This window comes from Acinetobacter sp. BHS4 (assembly GCF_018454425.1).
Classification (GTDB): domain Bacteria; phylum Pseudomonadota; class Gammaproteobacteria; order Pseudomonadales; family Moraxellaceae; genus Acinetobacter; species Acinetobacter pittii.
In genome coordinates this window covers 2220334-2242932 of sequence record NZ_CP075323.1, presented here as the reverse complement: position 1 = coordinate 2242932, position 22599 = coordinate 2220334, and the positions used below count along the sequence as shown (strand labels likewise).

17 protein-coding genes are annotated in these 22599 nt (G+C 41.7%); 9 read left to right on the top strand and 8 right to left on the bottom strand.

The annotated features are described in order from the left end of the window. Positions 1-10: 10 nt before the first annotated feature. Positions 11-799, bottom strand: a complete 789-nt coding sequence (locus tag KIP84_RS10700) for an enoyl-CoA hydratase (protein ID WP_069119020.1) — start codon at positions 797-799, stop codon at positions 11-13. A 311-nt stretch (positions 800-1110) separates the two neighbouring features. Here KIP84_RS10700 and KIP84_RS10695 point away from each other — a divergent pair, with 311 nt between their 5' ends. The 6 genes from KIP84_RS10695 to KIP84_RS10670 are packed head-to-tail and all read left to right on the top strand — an operon-like array spanning position 1111 to position 7566. Beyond that, a complete protein-coding gene (locus KIP84_RS10695; RefSeq protein ID WP_000617391.1) occupies positions 1111-2265 on the top strand; it encodes an acyl-CoA dehydrogenase family protein in 1155 nt (384 codons plus the stop codon). Positions 2266-2322: 57 nt separating this feature from the next. After that, complete coding sequence (locus tag KIP84_RS10690) at positions 2323-3606, top strand: MFS transporter (protein WP_199983926.1); 1284 nt, start codon at positions 2323-2325, stop codon at positions 3604-3606. 47 nt (positions 3607-3653) lie between these two features. After that, positions 3654-4322, top strand: coding sequence for a 3-oxoacid CoA-transferase subunit A (locus KIP84_RS10685; RefSeq protein WP_000608704.1), 669 nt, complete (start codon positions 3654-3656; stop codon positions 4320-4322). Continuing rightward, the gene (locus tag KIP84_RS10680; protein ID WP_068565376.1) at positions 4322-4975 is read left to right on the top strand and encodes a 3-oxoacid CoA-transferase subunit B; all 654 of its coding nucleotides are present in this window, start codon (positions 4322-4324) and stop codon (positions 4973-4975) included. The genes KIP84_RS10685 and KIP84_RS10680 overlap by 1 nt, the downstream gene beginning before the upstream one ends. A 38-nt stretch (positions 4976-5013) precedes the next feature. Further along, positions 5014-6330, top strand: a complete 1317-nt coding sequence (dcaP, locus tag KIP84_RS10675; protein ID WP_000733484.1) for an outer membrane trimeric porin-like protein DcaP — start codon at positions 5014-5016, stop codon at positions 6328-6330. A gap of 18 nt (positions 6331-6348) precedes the next feature. After that, complete coding sequence (locus KIP84_RS10670) at positions 6349-7566, top strand: MFS transporter (RefSeq protein WP_213688441.1); 1218 nt, start codon at positions 6349-6351, stop codon at positions 7564-7566. A 20-nt stretch (positions 7567-7586) separates the two neighbouring features. On the opposite strand, the gene KIP84_RS10665 is transcribed toward KIP84_RS10670, so the two are convergent. Further along, on the bottom strand, positions 7587-8036 hold the full coding sequence (locus KIP84_RS10665; protein WP_130118506.1) for a PaaI family thioesterase: 450 nt from the start codon (positions 8034-8036) through the stop codon (positions 7587-7589). Positions 8037-8343: 307 nt separating this feature from the next. Between KIP84_RS10665 and KIP84_RS10660 the strand changes: the two genes are divergently transcribed. Beyond that, positions 8344-10146, top strand: coding sequence for an acyl-CoA dehydrogenase C-terminal domain-containing protein (locus tag KIP84_RS10660; RefSeq protein WP_213688440.1), 1803 nt, complete (start codon positions 8344-8346; stop codon positions 10144-10146). 196 nt (positions 10147-10342) lie between these two features. Further along, positions 10343-11146: a thioesterase family protein gene (locus tag KIP84_RS10655; RefSeq protein WP_213688439.1), complete on the top strand. Its 804-nt coding sequence runs from the start codon at positions 10343-10345 to the stop codon at positions 11144-11146. Positions 11147-11206: 60 nt separating this feature from the next. Here the strand turns inward: KIP84_RS10655 and KIP84_RS10650 are convergent, their stop codons facing one another. Next, positions 11207-14689, bottom strand: a complete 3483-nt coding sequence (locus KIP84_RS10650; RefSeq protein WP_213688438.1) for an indolepyruvate ferredoxin oxidoreductase family protein — start codon at positions 14687-14689, stop codon at positions 11207-11209. A 204-nt stretch (positions 14690-14893) separates the two neighbouring features. Here KIP84_RS10650 and KIP84_RS10645 point away from each other — a divergent pair, with 204 nt between their 5' ends. Beyond that, positions 14894-15835, top strand: coding sequence for a LysR family transcriptional regulator (locus tag KIP84_RS10645; protein WP_213688437.1), 942 nt, complete (start codon positions 14894-14896; stop codon positions 15833-15835). Between the two features lie 247 nt (positions 15836-16082). Here the strand turns inward: KIP84_RS10645 and KIP84_RS10640 are convergent, their stop codons facing one another. From KIP84_RS10640 to KIP84_RS10620, 5 genes are read right to left on the bottom strand one after another with little or no spacing between them, the layout of a single operon-like run. After that, positions 16083-16988 (bottom strand): hydroxymethylglutaryl-CoA lyase, encoded by a 906-nt coding sequence (locus KIP84_RS10640; protein WP_213688436.1) that lies wholly within the window; start codon positions 16986-16988, stop codon positions 16083-16085. Then, positions 16985-18976 (bottom strand): acetyl/propionyl/methylcrotonyl-CoA carboxylase subunit alpha, encoded by a 1992-nt coding sequence (locus tag KIP84_RS10635; RefSeq protein WP_213688435.1) that lies wholly within the window; start codon positions 18974-18976, stop codon positions 16985-16987. Before KIP84_RS10635 ends, KIP84_RS10640 begins: the two co-directional genes overlap by 4 nt. Before the next feature lie 11 nt (positions 18977-18987). After that, positions 18988-19791 (bottom strand): enoyl-CoA hydratase/isomerase family protein, encoded by an 804-nt coding sequence (locus tag KIP84_RS10630; protein ID WP_213688434.1) that lies wholly within the window; start codon positions 19789-19791, stop codon positions 18988-18990. A 9-nt stretch (positions 19792-19800) separates the two neighbouring features. Continuing rightward, a complete protein-coding gene (locus tag KIP84_RS10625) occupies positions 19801-21402 on the bottom strand; it encodes a carboxyl transferase domain-containing protein (protein ID WP_033850254.1) in 1602 nt (533 codons plus the stop codon). Between the two features lie 24 nt (positions 21403-21426). Then, positions 21427-22599: an isovaleryl-CoA dehydrogenase gene (locus tag KIP84_RS10620; RefSeq protein WP_005076583.1), complete on the bottom strand. Its 1173-nt coding sequence runs from the start codon at positions 22597-22599 to the stop codon at positions 21427-21429.

Below are 22599 nucleotides of genomic sequence, written 5' to 3'. Positions count from 1 at the left end.
TGATTTTAAGTTATTTACCTTGATAAGATGGTTTACGCTTTTCGATAAAAGCTTGAACGCCTTCATTTTTATCTTCGGTAGAAAACAACAACTGGAATGCTTTTCGTTCTAGCGTTAAGCCTGCATTTAATGGAACATCTTCGCTCATTAAGGCAACTTCTTTAATTTGTTGTAGGGCAATAGGAGGCATTTTTGCGAGGCTTTGTGCCATTTGAATCGCAGTTGGAATAGTTTGGTCATCTTCGGTGACTTGTGAAACAAGACCGATGATATAAGCTTCTTCGGCTTTCACCATGGCACCCGTCATAATCATGCGCATGGCATGGAATTTACCGACAGCACGGAATAAACGTTGTGTACCACCAGCACCCGGCATTAAACCGACTTTAATTTCTGGTTGACCAAAAGTCGCGCCTTTACCAGCAATAATAATGTCAGCATGCATTGCAAGTTCACAGCCACCACCTAATGCATAGCCATTTACAGCAGCAATCACAGGTTTAGGGCACTGAGCAATCGCATTCCAGTAACGTTCCGTATGACGCAATAACATTTCTGTGGAAGTTGCGGTTGCCATTTCTTTTAGATCTGCGCCTGCGGCAAAGACTTCTTCACCACCTGTGAGCACAACCGCATTGATCTCATCGTTAAAACTTAATTCGGTAAAAGCTTGTGCTAGTTGTTTGCGAACCTCTGTATTCAGTGCATTTTTTGCTTCAGGTCGGTTTATTTTTACAATCGCTATTTTTTGAATAGAAAAGTCGACTTCTACGAAATTATTCCCTGTTAATACACTCATTTTTGAATTCCTTGTTTCGCATATCAAAACTGTATTCCTTTTATGATGCTTATTTTGGAATTTATTTCAAGTCTTATTTAGTCCATTAGAGCAATTATGATTTATTAAATAAGCTAAGTTATTGATATTTAGTAATGGTGATTTTTTAAATTTCGTTAAACGAAATTAATTTTCAAAAAAGCTTGAAATTTGTATTTTCGTTCTCGTACTATGAAACACATCCGCAGTAAACAAGATTTAAAACATGGTATCCAGACAAGCTGGAGATGGCTGATGGGTACGATGGAAATACATAAAAAGGGAGATCACAGATGATCCGTGATGAAGGGATGTTGGAGCAGTTACTTTCAACAATTCGAGATTTTGTAAAAAATGAATTGATCCCTCGTGAAAACGAAGTGGTAGAGAAAGACAAAATTCCGGATGACATTGTGCAGCAAATGCGTGAGCTTGGTTTGTTCGGCCTAACAATTCCCGAAGAATATGGTGGCTTAGGCATCACTATGGAAGAAGAAGTCAGAGTTGCATTTGAACTTGGACAAACTTCACCGGCTTTCCGTTCTTTAATTGGGACTAATAACGGTATTGGCTCAAGTGCAATTTTGATTGATGGCACAGAAGAGCAAAAGCAAAAATATTTACCTCGTTACGCAAGTGGCGAAATTATTGGTTCATTTTGTTTAACCGAGCCTGAATCTGGCTCTGACGCTGCCTCCTTAAAAACCAGCGCAGTTAAAGATGGTGACTTTTATGTGTTAAACGGCACAAAACGTTTTATTACCAATGCACCTCATGCTGCAACTTTTACCGTAATGGCTCGAACCAATCCTGAAATTAAAGGGTCTGGTGGTATTTCAGCTTTTTTAGTCGAAGCAAATACACCGGGCATTACGTTGGGAAAAATTGACCAAAAAATGGGGCAAAAGGGCTCGCACACTTGTGATGTAATTTTTGAAAATTGCCGTGTGCCTGCTTCTGCATTGATTGGTGGCGTAGAAGGTGTCGGTTTTAAAACGGCCATGAAAGTGCTGGATAAAGGGCGTTTGCACATTGGTGCCTATAGCGTGGGTGTTGCCGAACGCATGTTAAACGACGCACTGCACTATGCGATTGAGCGTAAACAGTTTGGTCAACCTATTGCGAACTTCCAGTTGATTCAAGCCATGCTTGCCGACTCAAAAGCTGAGATTTATGCAGCTAAATGTATGGTTTTAGATGCAGCTCGCCGCCGTGACAATGGCGAAAACATTAGCACAGAAGCATCATGCGCAAAAATGTTTGCGACTGAAATGTGCGGACGCGTTGCTGACCGCTGTGTACAGATTCACGGTGGTGCGGGCTATATCAGTGAATATGCCATCGAGCGTTTTTATCGTGATGTTCGTTTGTTCCGCTTATATGAAGGAACCACGCAAGTTCAACAAATTATTATTGCTAAAAACATGATTAGGGAAGCTACAGCCTAATAAAAAACAAATGCCATGAGGCATTGGATGCCTCATGTTCCTTCTGAGGATATGGACATGACAACAGAAACAGTTACCCAAAATACGGCTAGCAGTGAAGCTATCCAAACACCAAAAAAGATTTGGATTACCGCATTTATATTCGCTTTTTTAACATTGTTGTGTGATGGGGCAGACTTAGGTTTTTTGGCATTGAGCCTGACCAGTCTTAAAACAGAATTTCATTTGACGGGTGTACAAGCTGGAACGCTAGGCAGCTTAACGCTTTTCGGTTCCGCTGTGGGCGGTCTGATTGGCGGCTGGGCGTGTGACCGTTTTGGGCGAGTTCGCATTATTGTGTTCTTTATTGCTTATTCTTCAGTTTTAACTAGTGCGCTGGGTTTTACTGATTCTTATATGCAATTTGCAGTTTTAAGAACATTTGGAGCGATGGGCTTAGGCGCACTTTATATTGCCTGTAATATTTTAATGTCTGAAATGGTGCCAACCAAACATCGCTCGACCGTTTTGGCTACTCTCATGACTGGTTATACACTGGGTTCTTTACTCGCGACCTTATTAGCTGGACATATTATTCCTGAACATGGCTGGCGTTTCCTTTACTGGATTGCAATTGCGCCTGTGGTGTTGTCAGTTTTAATGCACTTTTGTGTACCTGAACCTGAGTCTTGGAAAAAAGCGCGTCAATTAAAAGCGTTAGAAGTTGCTCAAAGTAACCAACCTAAAAAACGTCAAAATCCATATTTTGAGATTTTAAAAGATAAAAAACATGGCACCATGTTTGTTCTCTGGATTATTAGTACGGGTGCATTGCAGTTTGGCTATTACGGCGTGAGTAACTGGTTACCTGCTTATTTAGAGTCTGATCTTGGCATCAAGTTTAAAGAAATGGCCATGTATATGGTCGGTACTTTCCTGATTATGATGTTTGCTAAAGTGATCGCAGGGATCGTTGCCGATAAATTAGGACGCCGCGCTGTATTTGCTTTTGGAACTATTGGTACAGCTTTATTTATTCCAGTGATTGTCTATTTAAATACACCAACCAATATTTTATGGATGATGCTGTTCTTCGGTTTCCTTTACGGTATTCCTTACGCCATTAATGCCACATATATGACAGAAAGCTTCCCGACTTCGATTCGAGGCTCGGCAGTGGGTGGTGCTTATAACATTGGCAAAGTACTTTCTATTTTCTCTCCATTAACAATTGGTTATCTATCGCAAAATGGTTCTATTGGCTTAGGGCTTTTGGTGATGGCTGCAGCTTATTTTATCTGCGGTGTAATCCCATTGTTATTTATTAAAGACCGACTATTTAACCCGCAAAAGGCAGAGTGACAGATCAATCTGTCACCTTAAATTAAGGATGAAAAGGGACAAGTGAGATGATAAATAAAATCACCAGTGACATTGAACCAATTTTAAAAGCTATTCCTGATGGGGCAACCATCATGACAGGCGGGTTTGGTGTGACTGGGCAACCTGCTGAATTAATTGAAGCCTTAATCGATTTAGGAAAAAAAGAACTCACCGTTGTAAATAACAATGCGGCTTCTGGTGATCGTGGCCTAACCAAGCTCATTATTGCTGGCTGTGTAAAGAAAATGATTTGTTCATTTCCGAAATCTGCTGGGTCAACCGTTTTTCAAGATTTATATAGAGCGGGAAAAATTGAGTTAGAACTAGTTCCACAAGGTAATTTGGCTTGTCGGATTCAGGCCGCTGGGGCTGGTTTAGGGGCTATTTTTACGCCGACTGGTTATGGCACCAAAGTTGCCGAGGGTAAAGAGACCCGAACCATTAACGGTAAAAATTATGTGCTTGAATATCCACTTGAAGCTGATTTTGCACTGATTTATGCCGATAAAGCCGACCGCTGGGGCAATTTAACTTACCGCAAAGCAGCCCGCAATTTTGGGCCGATCATGGCAAAAGCCGCCAAGACCACGATTGTTCAAGTGAATGACACCGTAGAGCTAGGAACGCTTGACCCAGAGTGCATTATTACACCGGGAATTTTTGTTCAGCACGTTGTAAAAGTAGGAGATATCTAATGTCAGTTCAAAAACGTTCTCGTGAAGATATTGCCAAGCTCATTGCTAATGACATTCCGGAAGGTTCATATGTCAATTTAGGAATTGGCTTGCCGACCAACGTTGCTAAATTTTTGCCCAAAGACAAAGAAATCTTTTTACATTCGGAAAATGGGGTTTTGGCTTTTGGCCCACCACCACAACCGGGTGAGGAAGATGAAGACTTAGTAAATGCCGGAAAAGAACTTGTCACTTTGTTAGATGGCGGATGTTTTATGCATCATGGTGACTCGTTTGACATTATGCGTGGCGGCCATCTGGACATTTGCGTAATTGGGGCATTCCAAGTTGCGGTAAATGGAGACTTAGCAAACTGGCATACCGGTAAAGCAGATGATGTACCCGCAGTTGGCGGTGCTATGGATTTGGCAGTCGGCGCAAAAACGATTTATGTCTATATGGAGCATGTCACCAAAAAAGGTGAGCCCAAAATTGTAAAGGAAATTACATATCCAATGACGGGTGAGCAGTGTGTAGATCGTATTTATACCGATTTATGCATTATTGAACTCAAAGACCAAAAAGCTTATGTCACGGAAATAGTCGAAGGCTTAACTTTCGATGAATTACAGGCTGTCACAGACTGTGAATTGATAGATGCACGTGTAGCCTAAATTACACACGGAAAAAATGCTTCTTTAAGGATTAAAAGATGAAAAAATTAATTTTAGCTGCAGCTTGCGCTGCGGCCTCAGGGACTATTTTTGCAAATTCTTCAGATACCACAGAACAAAGAATTAATTTGCTAGAAACCGAGCTGCAAAAATTAAAAGCAGAACTTGCTGCTCAGAAACAAACTCAAAATAATTTACAGGTCAAACAGGTAAAGATTGAAGAGAACATCGAAAAAACTAAAGCGACTGTAACAGAGAAGCCTGTTGCTCCTTCGTGGGTGACTTGGACGGATAATGTGAAGGTTTACGGTATTGCTCGTATTGATGCGGCGGTCGATTTTAAATCTTCACCAGATTCGGGTGGTAGAACGACCAGCAGTCTGTACCGAACACCTTTTGAAAGTGAAAAACGTTCAAATCATGCACGTTCCGATGCCATGATTAATGCAAGCCGATTAGGTGTTTATTTTAATAGCCCAAATAAAGCGGTTACAGGGAATATCGAAGCCGATTTCTTTGATAGCTCTAACATGGGAACGGGGGATGGTAAATTCCGTATCCGCCATGCATTTTTTACCTATAAAGACTGGACCTTTGGTCAAACATGGTCACTCATGTCTAACATGGAAACCCGTACAGAAGCTGTCGATTACACCCAATTTGTGGGAACTTCCTATACGCGTACTCCTCAAATTCGTTATGACTGGAAAATTGATGCCAATAATGATTTAAAAGTAGCTTTGGAATATACAGGTTCGAGAGTCTCGGCATTTCCAACTTTAACGGGGCGCTACACCTTTAAACAAGGGCCTTTAACGGCACTTGCACAAGGCTTTATTAATGAAAAGTCTACAGATGTCGCAACTGCCACAGTGAAGAAAGTAAGCTGGGGTGCTGGAGGCGGCTTAAAATATCAACTCACACCAAAACAATCGGTACAAGCAAATTATCAATATATTGTCGGTGATCAAAAATTTATGCCGTACACCACCCAAAGTGGGTTGGCAAATTCAGCAAGTTTAAATGCCGCGGGTGATTTCTCATTAAACGAAGATAAAACAGATTTGGTTATGAATAAGTTGAATAGCATCAATATTGGCTATTCATATAAATTTAATGAGCAATGGCGTGCAAACTTATCGGCTTCAATGTTTGATTATGATGACGACACGGCTTATGCCAAACTCAACCCAGATGCTAATAAACGCTTAACTGACTATGCAGCTAACGTCTTTTATTCACCAATTGAGCAAATGGATATTGGGATGGAATATCACCAAGGCAAACGAGAAGTATTTGATGGCAGAACCGCTGATGTATCACGCGTAAACTTTGTATCGATGTATAAATTTTAAAATAGGGCGTAGTTAAAAATGGAAAAAATAGTTGAGCCCAATGCAGAAAATATACTGTCAAAAAGCTTTATTTTTATCATGGCAATGACATGTGGAATTTGTGCGGGTTCAAACTATTATAACCAGCCCTTAATCTATTCAATTGCAGAAGCATTAAAAGTTAATGCTGATCAAGTCGCTTTAACTATTGTGATTAGCCAACTGTCATATGCAGTTGGCCTTTTTATATTGGTTCCCTTAGGCGACTTTTTTGAAAAGCGCAGTTATATTTGCTTGCTCATGTGTTGTACGGGGCTTGCACAAGTAGGGCTATCTTTAAGTCAAACCTTGCCAGCTTTATATGGCTTTACCTTTTTAGCGACATTCTTTTCGATTGCAACTCAAGTTTTGGTTCCTTTCGCCGCAGGTTTAGCCAGCCCGAAAAAAAGCCCTCAAGTTGTAGGCACTCTCATGAGTGGTTTGTTCTTAGGAATATTATTAGCGCGTTCCATTGCAGGCTTACTTTCTACAGTTTGGTCTTGGCATGCGGTTTATTTAATTAGTGGAATTGTCATTTTGGTGTTTGCTTGGGTGATGTGGGTGAAGTTGCCAGTTGCGCGTAAGTCTCACCAACTCAATATTCTACAGATTTATGGTTCACTATTTTCATTAGCTGTTCACCAGCCGCATTTATTACGCCGTGGTTTTGCTGGTGGAATTGGCTTTGGAATTTTAGCTCTGATTTTTACCACTATGACTTTTATTTTGGCGAATGAGCCTTATCACTTTAACGATTTCCAGATTGGTTTATTTGGGATTGTTGGATTGGCAGGTGTATTTGCGACTCCTTGGGCAGGTAAGAAAATTGCAGCGGGTCTTGAAAATAAAATTGCAGTGATTTGCATGGGGTTATTAATAAGTGCATGGATACCACTATTTTTTGCCCAGCAGTCTTTGGTTGCCTATGCTGTTGGTGTAATTATGGCGTACTTTGGTTTGTCGGCATTTCATGTACTCAACCAAAATTTGGTCTATCGAATTTCGGCTGAGGCGCGTTCTCGTATTAATTCAATTTATATGACTTTATATTTTGGTGGAGCCGCTTTGGGTTCTTTTATTGCGGTGTATGCATGGAAACACTGGGGATGGGAAGCGTGTGCTGCTTTAGGCTTAGCGATGGCATTGGTGAGTTTTATGATTGATCGCTTAGATTTTTATGAAATGAACAAGTTAGCAAAGCAAGAAAAAGCTCCATAAATAGGAGCTTAGATATTTTATTATTTGCGAATAATCATTAAGGTTGCTGAAGCAAAAGCATACACTTTGCCGTTCTCATCTACGATTTTTCCTTCGGTACTAATAATATTACGGCCCGCATTAATTAATTCGGCTGTCGCATAGTACGAAGTATCAACTTGCATGGGACGGATCATTTTTACATTTAAATCAATGGTTCCATAGCCAACACCATGTTCAAGTAACGTGTGAGCTGCGCTGCCTGTTGCTGTATCTAAAGCTGTAGCGCAAAAGCCGCCGTGTACACCGCCTTGTATATTTCTATGTTCTTTGCGAGGGGTAACTTTATAAGTTGCTTTACCTTCGGAAACTTCAATGAGTTCCATTGGTATGGTGTGAGCCATAGGTGACGGAGAAACTTCACCATTTTTTAAAGCGGTTAAAAACTCAAGACCTGTGTATTTCGGGCTTTCCATAAATCGTCCTTGCATGATTAAGCAATCTAAATCACCATACTATAAATTGATTTTTTACGGAATAAAATTTTGCAATACAAAATTTAAATTTATTCTGATTAAGCAATGTTAATTACTTTTAATACTATATTTTTATTTTAAAACATGAATTTATGTCTTATCTTCATTTATGAGTTACGATAATTTTATTAAATTAGTGAAAATATATTTTGCTATAAGAAATTTTTTGATATTTTGGTGAGATTGAAACAATAAAAGTCCATTTTTAAGGAAAAACGATATCTGCCCATGACACAGGCAGTGAGGTGAAAGGAAAAAAACTATGCCTTTATACAAAGCTCCATTGCGTGATATGCAATTTGTATTGCATGAAATGCTTCAAACAGAACAAAACTATCAAGGTTTAAGCAAATATCAGGAAAGCGTAAATCGAGAATTAATTGATCAATATTTAGAAGCAGCAGCAGATTTTTGTGAAAATGAATTGGCGCCCATAAATCAAAATGGTGATCAGGAAGGCTGTCATTTAAATCAAGGTATAGTCACAACCCCGAAAGGTTTTAAAGAAGCCTACCAAAAATATGCCGAGCTAGGTTTTACCTCACTAACCGCCGACCCTGAATATGGTGGGCAGGGCTTGCCGACATTGTTGCGGATTGCGATTTCTGAAATGTTATGTGGTTCTAATTGGGCGTGGGCAATGTATCCGGGCTTGTCTCATGGCGCGATGAGAACCATTGAACACCATGGTACTGAGCAACAAAAACAGCAGTATTTAACTAAACTCATTAGCGGTGTCTGGACCGGAACCATGTGTTTAACCGAATCACATGCGGGTTCAGACCTTGGGTTAATTAGAACTAAAGCAGAACCAAATCCGGATGGTAGCTACTCCATTACAGGCGAAAAGATTTTTATCTCGGCGGGGGAACACGATCTTTCCGAAAATATTATTCATATTGTTTTAGCCCGTTTGCCTCAGGCACCTGCAGGGACCAAAGGTATTTCTTTATTTATTGTGCCTAAATTTAATGTGAGTGATGACGCTCAGGTGCTTGACCGTAATAAAGTCGTTTGTAGTGCGATTGAACATAAAATGGGGATTCATGGAAATGCCACCTGTGTACTGAATTTTGATGGCGCCAAAGGCTATTTGATTGGTCCTGAAAATCGCGGACTCAATTGTATGTTTACCTTTATGAATACCGCACGCATTGGAACGGCAGTACAAGGGCTCGCTGCTTCTGAAATTTCATTTCAAGGCGCATTAAGTTATGCCAAAGAGCGACTCGCTATGCGTTCGTTATCTGGTCCTAAATATCCTGAGGAGAATGCCGACCCAATTATTGTGCATCCTGCTGTGCGTTCAATGTTAATGACACAAAAAGCTTTTTCTGAAGGCGGTCGTGCTTTAGCTTACTTTTTAGCTCAGCATGTCGATATTGTCGAAAGTTCAAATGATCAGGAACAGCAAAAACACTCCGATGAATTACTGGCTTTTTTAACGCCAATTGCTAAAGCTTTTTTAACAGAGTCAGGTAATGAGTCTGCCAAACATGGCGTTCAAGTATTTGGCGGTCATGGCTTTATTGTTGAGCATGGCATGGAGCAAATTGTACGTGATGCGCGTATCTCAACGTTGTATGAGGGAACGACCGAAATTCAGTCTTTAGATCTACTTGCACGTAAGGTCCTTAAGTCGGAAGGCAAACTTTTAAAGAACATGACCGACTTAATTGATCAATTTATTGGTCAACAGCAATCAAATGAAGTGCTGAAACCTTATCTAGAAAAATTAGCTGAGCTTAAGCAGCAATGGCTGTCACTGACCAAATCGATTGCAGAGAAAGCCAAGCACAACCCTGAAGAAATAGGAGCCGCTTCAGTAGATTATCTTTATTTTTCCAGTTACGTCGTGTTCGCGTATTTGTGGGCTCGAATGGCACAAGTTGCCCATGAAAAATTAGAATTGGGTACACAAGAGGAAGCTTTTTATAAAGCAAAATTAACTACTGCTAAGTTTTTCTATCAAAAGCTTTTGCATCGTACACAGAGTCATGCTGCTTCTATCGAGTCTGGTGCTGACGCTGTGATGGAGCTCGATCAAGATGCTTTTGCTTTTTAGTGAATAGTCATTTTTAGAATCACTGGGTGAAATTGACATGCGAAATTTTACCTAGTGATTAAATTTGTAATTTTAGACTCATCAGTTTTTGGTAGGAAAAACCAGTTGAGCCAATGAAATAGAGGGTTAACATAAGCATTATAATGTGAATTTTCATCAAATATTGATGTTGGACAAGGACTACGGAAAGAAAATCATGAATGCTTATTATCAATTACTGAATAGAACAATTGGTCCTCAAGGTGAAGTTATTGCTCATTATTGCTCAATTGTTCATGCACAAGGAGCTTGGAATCCTCATGAACAGCACATGGCGCCTGCAAGTGGTGTAATCGCAGCAGAGTTAGAGCAATTTTCACCACGACAAGATATGCGAATTGGTCGAATTAGTTTTGATATTTTTGGATTGATTGCCTTTGGTGAGTTTACGATTAAGACACATGTCATTCGTGCCGGTAAAACCATTGAACTGATTGAAGCTGAAATGCAAGCACAAGGTAAAACTTGTATTGTGGCTAGAGCATGGCGCATGTGTACTCAAGATAGTTCCGATATTGCTGGGCTTGAAGATCAACCAATTCATCATCCCGATACCTTTACTGAATGGTCGGGCATGAAAAGGTGGCCGGGTGGTTTTATCCAGACATTAGTCACTAAAACTAATGATCAGCATCGCGCGGGCAAAGGCATTGTTTGGCTAAACAATGACAAAGAAATGGTTGAAGGGCAGCCGCCCACAGATTTTGCCCATTTAATTGGCATGGTAGATGCGGCAAACGGCATTGTCCCAAGACAAGAAGGCGAATTTACTTGGGGCTTTCCAAATCTTGATTTACAAATCCACATGCACCGTTATCCGCAAGGGAAATGGCTAGGTTTGGAAACCGTTCAGCAATATGGTTCGGATGGTATTGGTTTAACCAGTGCAGTTTTACATGATGTATATGGCCCATTTGGACGAAGCGAGCAGATTTTGACTTTGCGTAAAATGACTGAATAAATTTTTGAGCCAATAAAAAAGTCATCCTTAGGGATGACTTTTTTATTTTGAGATTTAATTTTAGTTACGGACTTTTAGCAGTGTTGGTGTAAGTTCATCCCAACGTTGTTTTGCAGCGTCCATTGCTTTCATTTTGATATGACCATAACCGCGGACTTCTGCTGGTAATTTTGCAATTTGCTCAGCAACTGCCAAGTTATGATTGTCTGGTGCTTCAACAAGTGCTTCAACAAATGCGATGTAACGATCACGCCATGCTTGTTCGTGTTGACGTTCTTCTTGACGTGCAAATGGGTCAAGGAAAGTTTCACGAAGCCATTGTAAGCGAGCAAGCATCATCATTGGGAAGCGCATCCAGTAACCAAACGCACGTTTACGGACATTTTTCAGACCACCAAGCAACGCTGGCGGAGCAAGATGATACGTTAAACGTAAGCCTTTACCAAACTGGGTTTCAATCGATTCTTTGAAGCTCTTACCTGTTAAAAGACGAGCAACTTCATATTCATCTTTATAAGCCATGACTCTATAAAGCTGAGTTGCAATGGTACCCGTTAATTCTTCTGGTAACTTTTTAGCTGCAAGTTCTACAAGCGTGCGGTATTTAGCTGCATAAGCTTCATTCCAGTAGTCTGTTAAACGAGCAGAACGGTCTTCAACAAGTTCAGCCAAAGTTTGCGGAGTTTTGGTTTTTGGCATTGCTGCAAGTAAACGAGCAGCTAAAGTCGGGTCACTTGCAAGATGACAACCTACACGGAAAGCTTCGAGGTTCTTTTCAACAGCAGTACCATTTAAACGAATTGCTTTTTCAATGCTTTCACGTAATAACGGAATACGACCAGATTGCCATGCCATACCGAGTAATAACTGGTTGGTATAGATTGAGTCACCTAAGAGTAGTGTTGCGATGCGAGCTGCTGGCAGAGAAACCAGTTGACCTTGACGAACACGACCACGAAGACGATCAATTAAATCAGTAATAGGTGCATACCAGTCACGAGATTTGATAAATTCAGAAGTAGGGGTACTGTCTTCATTCACAATAACCAAAGCGTCATCTTTTAAGCGAGATAGAGCAGCGCTACCACCAGCCACTACGGCATCTGCACCAATCAATAATTCACATTGGCCCGCGGGAATTTTTGTAGAAGAAATTTGCTCATCAGTTGCCGCAAGTTGAACGTATGAATAAACCGTACCACCTTTTTGGGCAAGACCTGCCATGTCCATAACACGTGTGGCTTTACCTTCTAGGTGAGCTGCCATACCGAGAAGTGCACCAATAGTTACAACACCTGTACCACCAATACCGCCAACCATAATACGACTTGGAACGTCATATAACTGAGGAATAACTGGTGATGTTGGCCAGCCTGCACCAATACCTTCAAATTTAGCAGGACGTTTCATATCACGTGTATGAACAGTCACAAAACTAGGGCAGAACCCTTCGGCACAAGTGAAGTCTTTATTACAGCTACTTTGGTTAATTTGACGTTTAGTGCCTAAAGCTGTTTCTACTGGCTCAATAGATAAACAGTTTGATTTTTTTGAACAGTCGCCACAGCCTTCGCAAATATCACTGTTAATGTATAAACGCTCAGCTGGGTCAGGATAGGCATCACGTTTACGACGACGGCGTTTTTCACTGGCACAGGTTTGTACATAAATTAAAGCGGTCACACCTGTAATTTCTCGAAGCTCGCGTTGAACTGTATCGAGTTCATTACGGTGGCGAATTTCGACACCCGGTGCAATGCCATCTTCTTCGTTTAATAGTTTAACTTCATCAGTAACAATAACTTGTTTTTTAATGCCTTCGGCAGCAAGCTGACGAGTTAACTGCGCAACACTCAAATGTCCATCTACATGCTGACCACCTGTCATAGCGACTGCATCGTTGTAGAGGATTTTGTAGGTAATATTGGTTTTTGCAGCGATAGACTGACGGATTGCTAAGTAACCAGAGTGGAAATAGGTTCCATCACCAAGGTTAGCAAAAATGTGTTTTTCATTGGTAAATGGTGATGCACCCACCCAACTTACACCTTCACCGCCCATTTGAGAGAACGTTTCTGTACCGCGGTCAAGTGAAACGGCAATATAGTGACAACCGATACCGCCTAATGCACGGCTACCTTCAGGAACTACGGTTGAAGAGTTATGAGGGCAACCACTACAGAAATAAGGTTTACGTTCTGCAAGATCAATAACACGTTTTGATTCTTGCTCTGCTTTTAATAGTAAGTCGATTCTGCTTTGGATTTGTGTTTTTAAGCTTTCTGGAATATTGAGTCTTAAGAAGCGAGCAGCCAGCATTTTTGCAATAGGTTCAGGCTGGTACTCATAGTGACCAATGAGCGGTGCTTCTTCAATAGAAGTACTCCATTCGCCTTTGCCGTCAGTTGCTTTACCAATCACACGAGGACGTTTGTCATCAGGCAGTGAGTACAGCTCATCTTTAATTTGTGTTTCAAGAATTGGACGTTTTTCTTCAATAACGATTAGCTCTTCTAAACCTTCGGCAAATTCACGAATGCCTTGTGGTTCTAAAGGCCAAATCAGTCCAACCTGATAAACACGTAGTCCAAGCTGTTGGGCTTTTTCATCTTCAATACCTAAAATGCGTAAGGCTTCAATGGTATCTAAATAACCTTTACCACTTGCGGCAATACCAACACGGGCATTTTCACAAGGCCATGTAACAGTATTGATTTTATTGGCACGGGTATAGGCCAAAACAGCAGGTAAGCGATACTTATAAAGGCGTTCTTCTTGTTGGATACCATGATCGGGCCAACGAATGTTAACGCCACCCTCTGGGAAATTGACATCTTCAGGTATAACCGGAGTAACACGGTCTAGGTCGACATGAACTGACGCAGAAGTCTCTACAATTTCACTGACCAGCTTCATTGAAGACCAAACGCCAGAAAAACGTGAAACAGCAATGGCGTGAACACCAAAGTCTAAAATTTGTTGAACGGATGTTGGGTAGAAAATTGGAATACCGCAACCAATCATGACATGTTCGGACTGATGCGGGATTGTAGAAGATTTACATGAGTGGTCATCACCAAATAAAGCAACAACACCACCACGTTCAGAGGTACCAGCTAAGTTAGCATGGCGGAGCACATCGCCTGAACGATCAACACCCGGGCCTTTACCATACCACCATGAAGACACTCCATCATATTTGCCTTGGCCTGAAAGATTAACTTGTTGGGTACCCCAAATTGCGGTAGCAGCCAAGTCTTCGTTTACACCAGGTTGAAATACAACATTATGGGATTTAAGTAATCCTTGAACTTGCCAAAGGAAACTATCATAGTTACCAACAGGAGAACCGCGATAACCAGAAATAAAACCAGCAGTATGATAACCATTCATCGCGTCACGGCGAGTTTGGGCAAGAGGCAAACGAACAAGTGCCTGAATGCCGGTCATATATGCTGTACCGTTATCACTTACATATTTATCTTCAAGTGACACATCCTTTGTTGCAATAATATTTGGAGTGACTTTTGTAGCTATATTCATTTATATCTCCTTAGAATTTTTAGTAGCTCGGACTACTTTCTTTTTTCAACATCCAGTTGAATATTTGGAGCAAGTGACATACGAAATAAAAAAAGATCGGTTCCTCTTCTTAAAAAGAATTAGTGCCAATGTATGTACATTTAGTCATTGTGGTTGAACTAAACTGGTGCAACAATCCGTAATTTAGGAAAACATATTTACGTTATGCGCAAAAATCTCGATGGTGGACTATTGCATGCAATGCATGCATTCCTGAAAGTGATTGATAGCGGGAGTTTCACAGCAGCAGCTGAGCAGATGGATCTGACCACAGCACAGGTTTCACGTCTTATCAGCGAGCTAGAAACACGCTTAGGTACAAAATTAATACAACGCTCAACGCGCCAGCAGGCACTGACCGATATTGGTGCGACTTATGCAGAGCGCTGTCGCCAAGTCATTTCAATGGTGGATGAAGCAGAATCAGAAGTAACAGGGACGGCATCTAAACCCAAAGGACGTTTACGTGTGTTAAGCATGGGAAGCTTTGGGCATCATTATGTTTTTCCAGTGATGGCCGAGTTTTGTAAGCATTATCCCGAATTAACCGTGGAATATACGACTTCACAGTACGTTCCAGACTTGTTGGCAAAAGGGGTGGATGTCAGTCTGTATCTGACCGAATCATTAACAGATTCTCGTTTTGTTGCACGTAGAATTGGCACTATTTTTTCTGTTTTATGTGCATCACCTGCTTACCTAGAAAAACATGGTGTGCCGAAGTCCCCAGAAGACTTAAAAGATCATGCCTGTTTACGCTTGGTAAACCCGTCTATTACACCAGATTGGCACTTATTAAATACAAGTGGTAAGTCTTACCAAATCGACATTGGCGGGCAACTCATTGCAGATAACCCTGAGTTATTATTAGATGTAGTGCAACAAGATATGGGCGTGGCATTATTGCCGATGTTTTCGGCTTTAGATGCGGTTCAAAATGGAAGATTATGTCATATCTTGCCAGAGTGGCGTTCGCCCGATATAGGAGTTTATACCTTATTGCCTTCGCGCCATTTTATCGATGCCAAAACACGTGCATGGTTAGATTGGGTGGAAGAATATATTTCCCCAAGAATTGAAATGGATGCATCTTATTTTTATAAATAATAAGATAAATTTTTTAAGGACTAAGATAGAAAAGGATGAAGAATAATACGGTTTAGAATAAAAATAGGGTAGAGAATGCTTCTTTTGAAAGAGGCATTTAATACAGAGATAAATAATAGATTTTAAAAAAATTGCATGAGGAACTTAGTCCCAATTCCTGAACAGAATGAGATAAAAATGAGATAGGATGATCTGGTACTTCGCCTAATATTCAGCTTTATACCAGATGCTGAGCTATTTTAATTGATTACGATGCACAATTGGTTTGCCAATACGCATTTGCATAATTCGACAAGCTTTTTCGGTTTAATACGTTGCTAATATTTTGGCTGGCTTGCATCAGTTTCTCTAAGTCAATGCCAGTTTCAAAGCCCATGTGTGACAGCAAATAGAACAGATCTTCGGTCGATACATTACCCGAAGCTCCTTTGGCATAAGGGCAACCACCGAGTCCTGCAAGAGATGAGTCAAAAACACGAATACCTTGCTGTAAAGACTGATAAATATTGGCAATCGCCATGCCGTAGGTGTTGTGGAAATGCCCAGCCAAAACCTTGCTGTCGAGTTCAGCAAGGCAGGCCTGCCAAACCTTTTGAACACGATCTGGTGTTGCGGTGCCAATAGTTTCACCTAAAGACACTTCATAGCAGCCCATGTCATAGAGTCGTTTAACAACTTTTACCACTTGTCTAGGGGCAATTGCGCCTTCATAGGGACAATCGACAATACAAGAGACATAACCTCGCACCCGTATGTTATGGGTTTTTGCAGCAGCCATGACATCGCTAAATTTCTCAAAGCTCTCGTCGATTGAGCAGTTAATATTTTTACGAGTAAAACTCTCAGAAGCTGCGGTAAACACCGCAACTTCTTTGCATCCTACCGCATGAGCAGTTTCAAAACCTTTGATATTGGGGGTGAGCAGGCTAAATTGCACATCGCTTGTTTGGGGTAGTTGCTTAAATAGCTCATCACTTTGGGCCATTTGCGGTACCCATTTTGCCGAAACGCATGAACCGACCTCAATCGATTTTAGGCCCGCACTGATTAGGTCATTAATAAAGTTTAAGCGTTGTTCGACAGTCAAAGCCTGCTTTTCGTTTTGGAGGCCGTCTCTGGGACCGACCTCCACAATTTTGACAAACTCACTCATGCAACTTCCTCCTGAGCAGGCTGAAATTCCACAAGCTCGTCACCAGCTTTGACCTGATCACCGACTTGGAAATAAGAGTCTACAATCACGCCGTCTTTAGGGGCGCGGATGGTATATTCCATTTTCATGGCTTCAAGCGTCATTAAAATATCATCTTTTTTAACGCTATGATTTGCGCTTACCAAAACTTGAGTGACTACACCCGGCATTGGTGCTTTTAGGTGGCCTTCATCGGCTTGGCTATCTGCTTGATTAAAGTCCTGACGAATATAAGCAAACTTATAGCTTTGTCCATTTTGGAACAAGGTAATGCCTTGCTGACTTTGGTTAAAAGAAAGTTTTTGCTGAGTCCCACCAATTTGAACAGAGGCAGTATGCGTATCAATCAATTGACCTGAAATTGGGTAGCTTTGACCGTTATATTCTGCGGTGAAGCCACCTTCATTTGAGGCAAACTTGATTTGGATATTTTGGTTTAAATAATTCAGCTTAATACTGTGCTGATAAGCAATATTTAAGCGCCAAAGTGGCTGAGCTTGCCAAAGCTGTTTTTGGCTTGAGCTGTTGTTATTAAGTTGGCTTAAAAACTCAATAAATGCCGCTGCTACCACCAGTTCTGGTTTGATCTCTTCAGGACTAAACAAGAAGTTTTGTTCACGTTGAATCAGGTTGGTATCAAGCTTGGCTTGTTTAAAAGATTCGCTACGAACAATCTTTTCAAGAAAGGCAATGTTGTTACCTAAGCCATCGACATGGAATTGACTTAAAGCGTGTTGCATTTGAATGAGCGCAGCTTCACGGTTTTTACCCCATACGATCAGTTTAGCAATCATTGGGTCGTAATAGGTCGTGATTTCATCGCCTTCAACAATACCGCTGTCTACACGCACATATTGGTTTTGCGTTGGGTAGTGCAGATAGTCAATTTTACCAATGGCAGGTAAAAAACCTTTTTCAGGTTCTTCGGCGTAGATCCGCGCTTCAAGCGCATGTCCATGAATCTGCAATTCGTTTTGTAGTTTAGGTAAAGGTTCACCATAAGCCACACGAAGTTGCCATTCAACTAAGTCTTCACCTGTTATCATTTCGGTGACAGGGTGTTCGACTTGTAAGCGCGTATTCATTTCCATGAAATAGGCTGTACCGTCTTGTTCCACAATAAACTCAACTGTACCGGCACCGACATAATTTACCGCACGCGCAGCATCAATTGCCGCTTGGCGCATTGCATCTAGCTTTTCGCTTGGCATTTGTGGAGCAGGGGCTTCTTCTAGCACTTTTTGGTGACGGCGTTGTACGGAACAATCACGTTCAAACAAATGTACATAGTTGCCATGTGTATCGCCAAACACTTGCACTTCAATATGGCGAGGCTGAATCACATAACGCTCAATCAAGACATCATCATTACCAAAGCTCGATTTGGCTTCACGTTTACAAGAGGCTAAAGCATGCAGAAAATCTTCACTGCGTTCAACCAGACTCATGCCTTTACCACCACCGCCAGCACTGGCTTTAATTAAAACAGGATAGCCAATTCGGTCTGCCTGTTGTTTTAAAAAGTCGGCATCTTGGTTGGTTCCGTGATAACCCGGTGTTAAAGGGACACCAGCTTTTTCCATTAAAGCTTTCGAGGTGGCTTTTAAACCCATCGCTAAAATGGCATCCACTGGTGGCCCAATAAAGCAAATGTTGTGTTGTTGGCAAGCGAGTGCAAACTGGTCATTTTCCGAAAGGAAGCCGTAACCTGGATGAACCGCTTGGCTACCTGTATCAATGGCAGCTTGAATAATGCGGTCAGCTTGTAAATAACTTTGAGTTGCAGGGGACTGACCAATATAAACTGCTTCATCTGCAAGTTTGACGTGTTGTGAATTTGCGTCTGCATCTGAGTAAACGGCAACCGTTGCAATACCTAATTTTTTAGCTGTGCGAATTACGCGGCAGGCAATCTCGCCACGGTTCGCAATTAAAATCTTTTCAAACATGATGATCGTCCTTAATTGTTGTTATTCGAGTTAGAAACCCAAGCAGGCTGCTGTTTATTTAAAAAGGCACTCAGACCTTCTTTTGCCTCGCTGCCTTGACGAACTTGAGCAATATGATGTGCTGTCTGTTGCAGCAAGTCATTGCTCATGGTCTGGTTGCTGACCATTTGAATGAGTTGTTTTGAGGCCGCTTGAGCATGCGGGCCACCAAGTAATAGAGCATCAACAATTTCTTGAACTTTTTTATCTAAGTCTTCGGCATCTGCAACTTCATGTGCCAAGCCAATTTGTTTGGCTTCACGTGCTGAAATCCGCTCGGCAGTTAAGAAGTAACGAGAAGCTTGTCTTGCACCAATCGCACGAATCACATAAGGACTAATGGTAGATGGGGCAAGCCCTAAACGAACCTCAGATGTTGCAAACTTGGCATCCGTGCTGGCAATGCAAATATCACATGCCGATGCCAAACCCATACCGCCGCCAAAGGCAATGCCATGTACACGAGCAATGGTCGGTTGTTTTAACGTTGCAAGTGCATCAAGCATTTGCGCAAGTTTTAATGCATCTGCTTCGTTTTCTGCTGAAGATGCCTGACCAGCCTGTTTCATCCAGTTGAGGTCGGCACCTGCCGAAAAGCTTTTGCCGCGACCAGCCAGAACCACAACACGAATATCATCACGTGTATGGATTTGCTTAAAGCAGGCATGTAGTTCTTCAATGACTGTGGTGTTGAATGCATTGTGCAATTCAGGGCGATTCAGCCAAACATAGGTAACCTGATCTTGTTGTTCGAGTTGTAAAAATTGAAAGCTCATATACACCTCTTACATGCGGAACACGCCAAATTTGGTTGGCTGGATTGGGGCATTCATAGCAGCAGCAAGACTTAAACCGAGTACTTGGCGAGTTTGCGCTGGGTCAATGACACCATCATCCCAAAGTCGGGCAGAAGCATAATATGGATGACCTTGACGCTCGTATTGTTCACGAATTGGTTGTTTGAATTCATCTTCTTGCTGAGCTGACCAATCGGCACCTTTTTGCTCAATTTGATCACGTTTTAAAGTTGAGAGTACGCTTGCTGCTTGTTCGCCGCCCATCACAGAAATACGAGAGTTCGGCCATGTCCATAAAAAGCGTGGCGAATAAGCACGGCCACACATACCGTAGTTACCTGCACCAAACGAACCACCAATAATCAAAGTGAGTTTTGGTACATTTGCTGTGGCAACTGCCATAACCAATTTGGCACCGTTTTTTGCAATCCCTTCATTTTCATACTGGCGACCGACCATGAAGCCCGTAATGTTTTGTAGGAATAACAATGGAATATTGCGCTGTGTGCATAGCTCAATGAAGTGCGCACCTTTTTGTGCAGACTCAGAAAATAAAATCCCGTTATTGGCAATAATGCCGACCGGCATACCATAGAGTGAAGCAAAACCGGTAATGAGTGTTGAACCAAAACGTGCTTTAAACTCATCAAAACGAGAACCATCTACAATGCGTGCAATCACTTCACGTACATCGAAAGGTTTACGCGCATCGCTTGGCACCACGCCATAGAGTTCAGATGCATCAAATAGAGGCTCATCAACTTGTTTATTTAAATCGTTTGGCTTTTTATTGAGGTTAGCGACAATGTTACGTGCAATCGCAATTGCATGTTCATCATTTTCAGCTAAATGATCAGCTACACCTGAAAGACGTGTATGCACATCACCACCACCTAAATCTTCGCTGCTCACCACTTCGCCAGTTGCAGCTTTTACCAGAGGAGGGCCGCCTAAGAAAATCGTACCTTGATTACGGACAATAATCGTTTCATCCGACATGGCAGGTACATATGCACCACCTGCGGTACAGCTACCCATCACCACAGCAATTTGGGCAATCCCTAAGCTCGACATGCGTGCCTGATTATAGAAAATACGCCCGAAGTGATCACGGTCTGGAAAAACCTCATCTTGCATTGGTAAATAGGCACCGCCTGAATCCACCAAATAAATACAAGGCAAGTGATTTTGTTCAGCAATTTCTTGTGCGCGTAGATGCTTTTTAACCGTAAGGGGGTAATACGTTCCGCCTTTAACCGTTGCATCATTGGCAACGATCATGCAAGTGATGCCGTTGACTTGACCAATACCCGCAATTACACCCGCAGCAGGAACATCATCTTCATAAACGTTGTACGCTGCCAATTGACCAATTTCTAAAAATGCCGTACCGACATCAATGAGTTGATCAATACGTTCACGAGGTAAAAGTTTACCTCGAGCCAAATGTTTTTGACGGGCATTTTCACCGCCGCCTAAAGCAATACGCTGGGCAACTTGTTTTAGATCTGTGACCAATGTTTGCATGGCTTGCTGGTTTGTTTTGAAGTCTTCACTTCGAACATTAATCTTGCTTTGTAATTGGTTCATAAGATGCGTCCTTATTTATAATTATTATTTGGTTTCATTAAAGAGTTCGCGGCCAATCAGCATGCGGCGAATTTCAGAAGTTCCTGCACCAATTTCATAAAGTTTTGCGTCGCGCCATAAACGGCCAGCGGGGAATTCATTGATATAACCATTACCGCCTAAACTTTGGATTGCTTCACCAGCCATCCATGTTGCTTTTTCGGCAGCATATAAAATGGCACTTGCAGCATCTTTACGTAGGCTGCGGTCATGGTCAGCTTTATCACATGCAGCACCAACAGCATAAACAAGAGCTTTACATGCCAACCAAGTTGAATACATATCGGCAAGTTTGCCTTGCATAAGCTGGAATTCACCTAAAGCTTGGCCAAACTGTTCACGTTGGTGCAAGTATGGGATTACCACATCTAGGCAGGCATCCATAATGCCTAAAGGTCCGGCACTTAAAACTGCACGTTCATAATCCAAACCACTCATGAGTACTTTTGTACCGTTACCGACACCGCCGAGTACGTTTTCAGCAGGAACTTCTACATTGTCAAAGAACAGCGGGTATGTGTTAGAGCCACGCATACCGAGTTTGTCTAAGTGGTTGCCATGACTAAAGCCTTTCATGCCTTTTTCAATTAAAAAAGCAGTCATGCCTTTTGCGCCAGCTTGTGGGTCAGTTTTGGCGTAAACCACCAATACATCTGCATCACCGCCGTTAGTGATCCACATTTTTGAACCATTTAAAACGAAGTGATCACCTTTTTGTTCAGCACGTAATTTCATGCTGACGACATCAGAACCCGCATTCGGTTCAGACATCGCAAGGGCACCCACATATTCACCGGAAATCAATTTTGGTAAATACTTTTGTTTTTGCTGCTCGTTACCGTTACGGTTAATTTGGTTTACACATAAATTAGAATGAGCACCGTAAGACAAACCAATGGCTGCCGAAGCACGAGAAATTTCTTGCATAGCAATAATATGAGCTAAATAACCCATATTGGCACCGCCATATTCTTCAGAAACCGTCATGCCTAAAAGGCCCATATCTCCGAATTTTTTCCAGAGATGTGCAGGGAATTTGTTGTCTTGATCAACTTGTTGGGCAATTGGTGCAATTTCCTTTGCACAAAATGCTGCCACTGAATCTTGAAGCGCAATTAAAGTTTCATCTAGACCGAAATTCAAGCTGCGTAGGTTCAT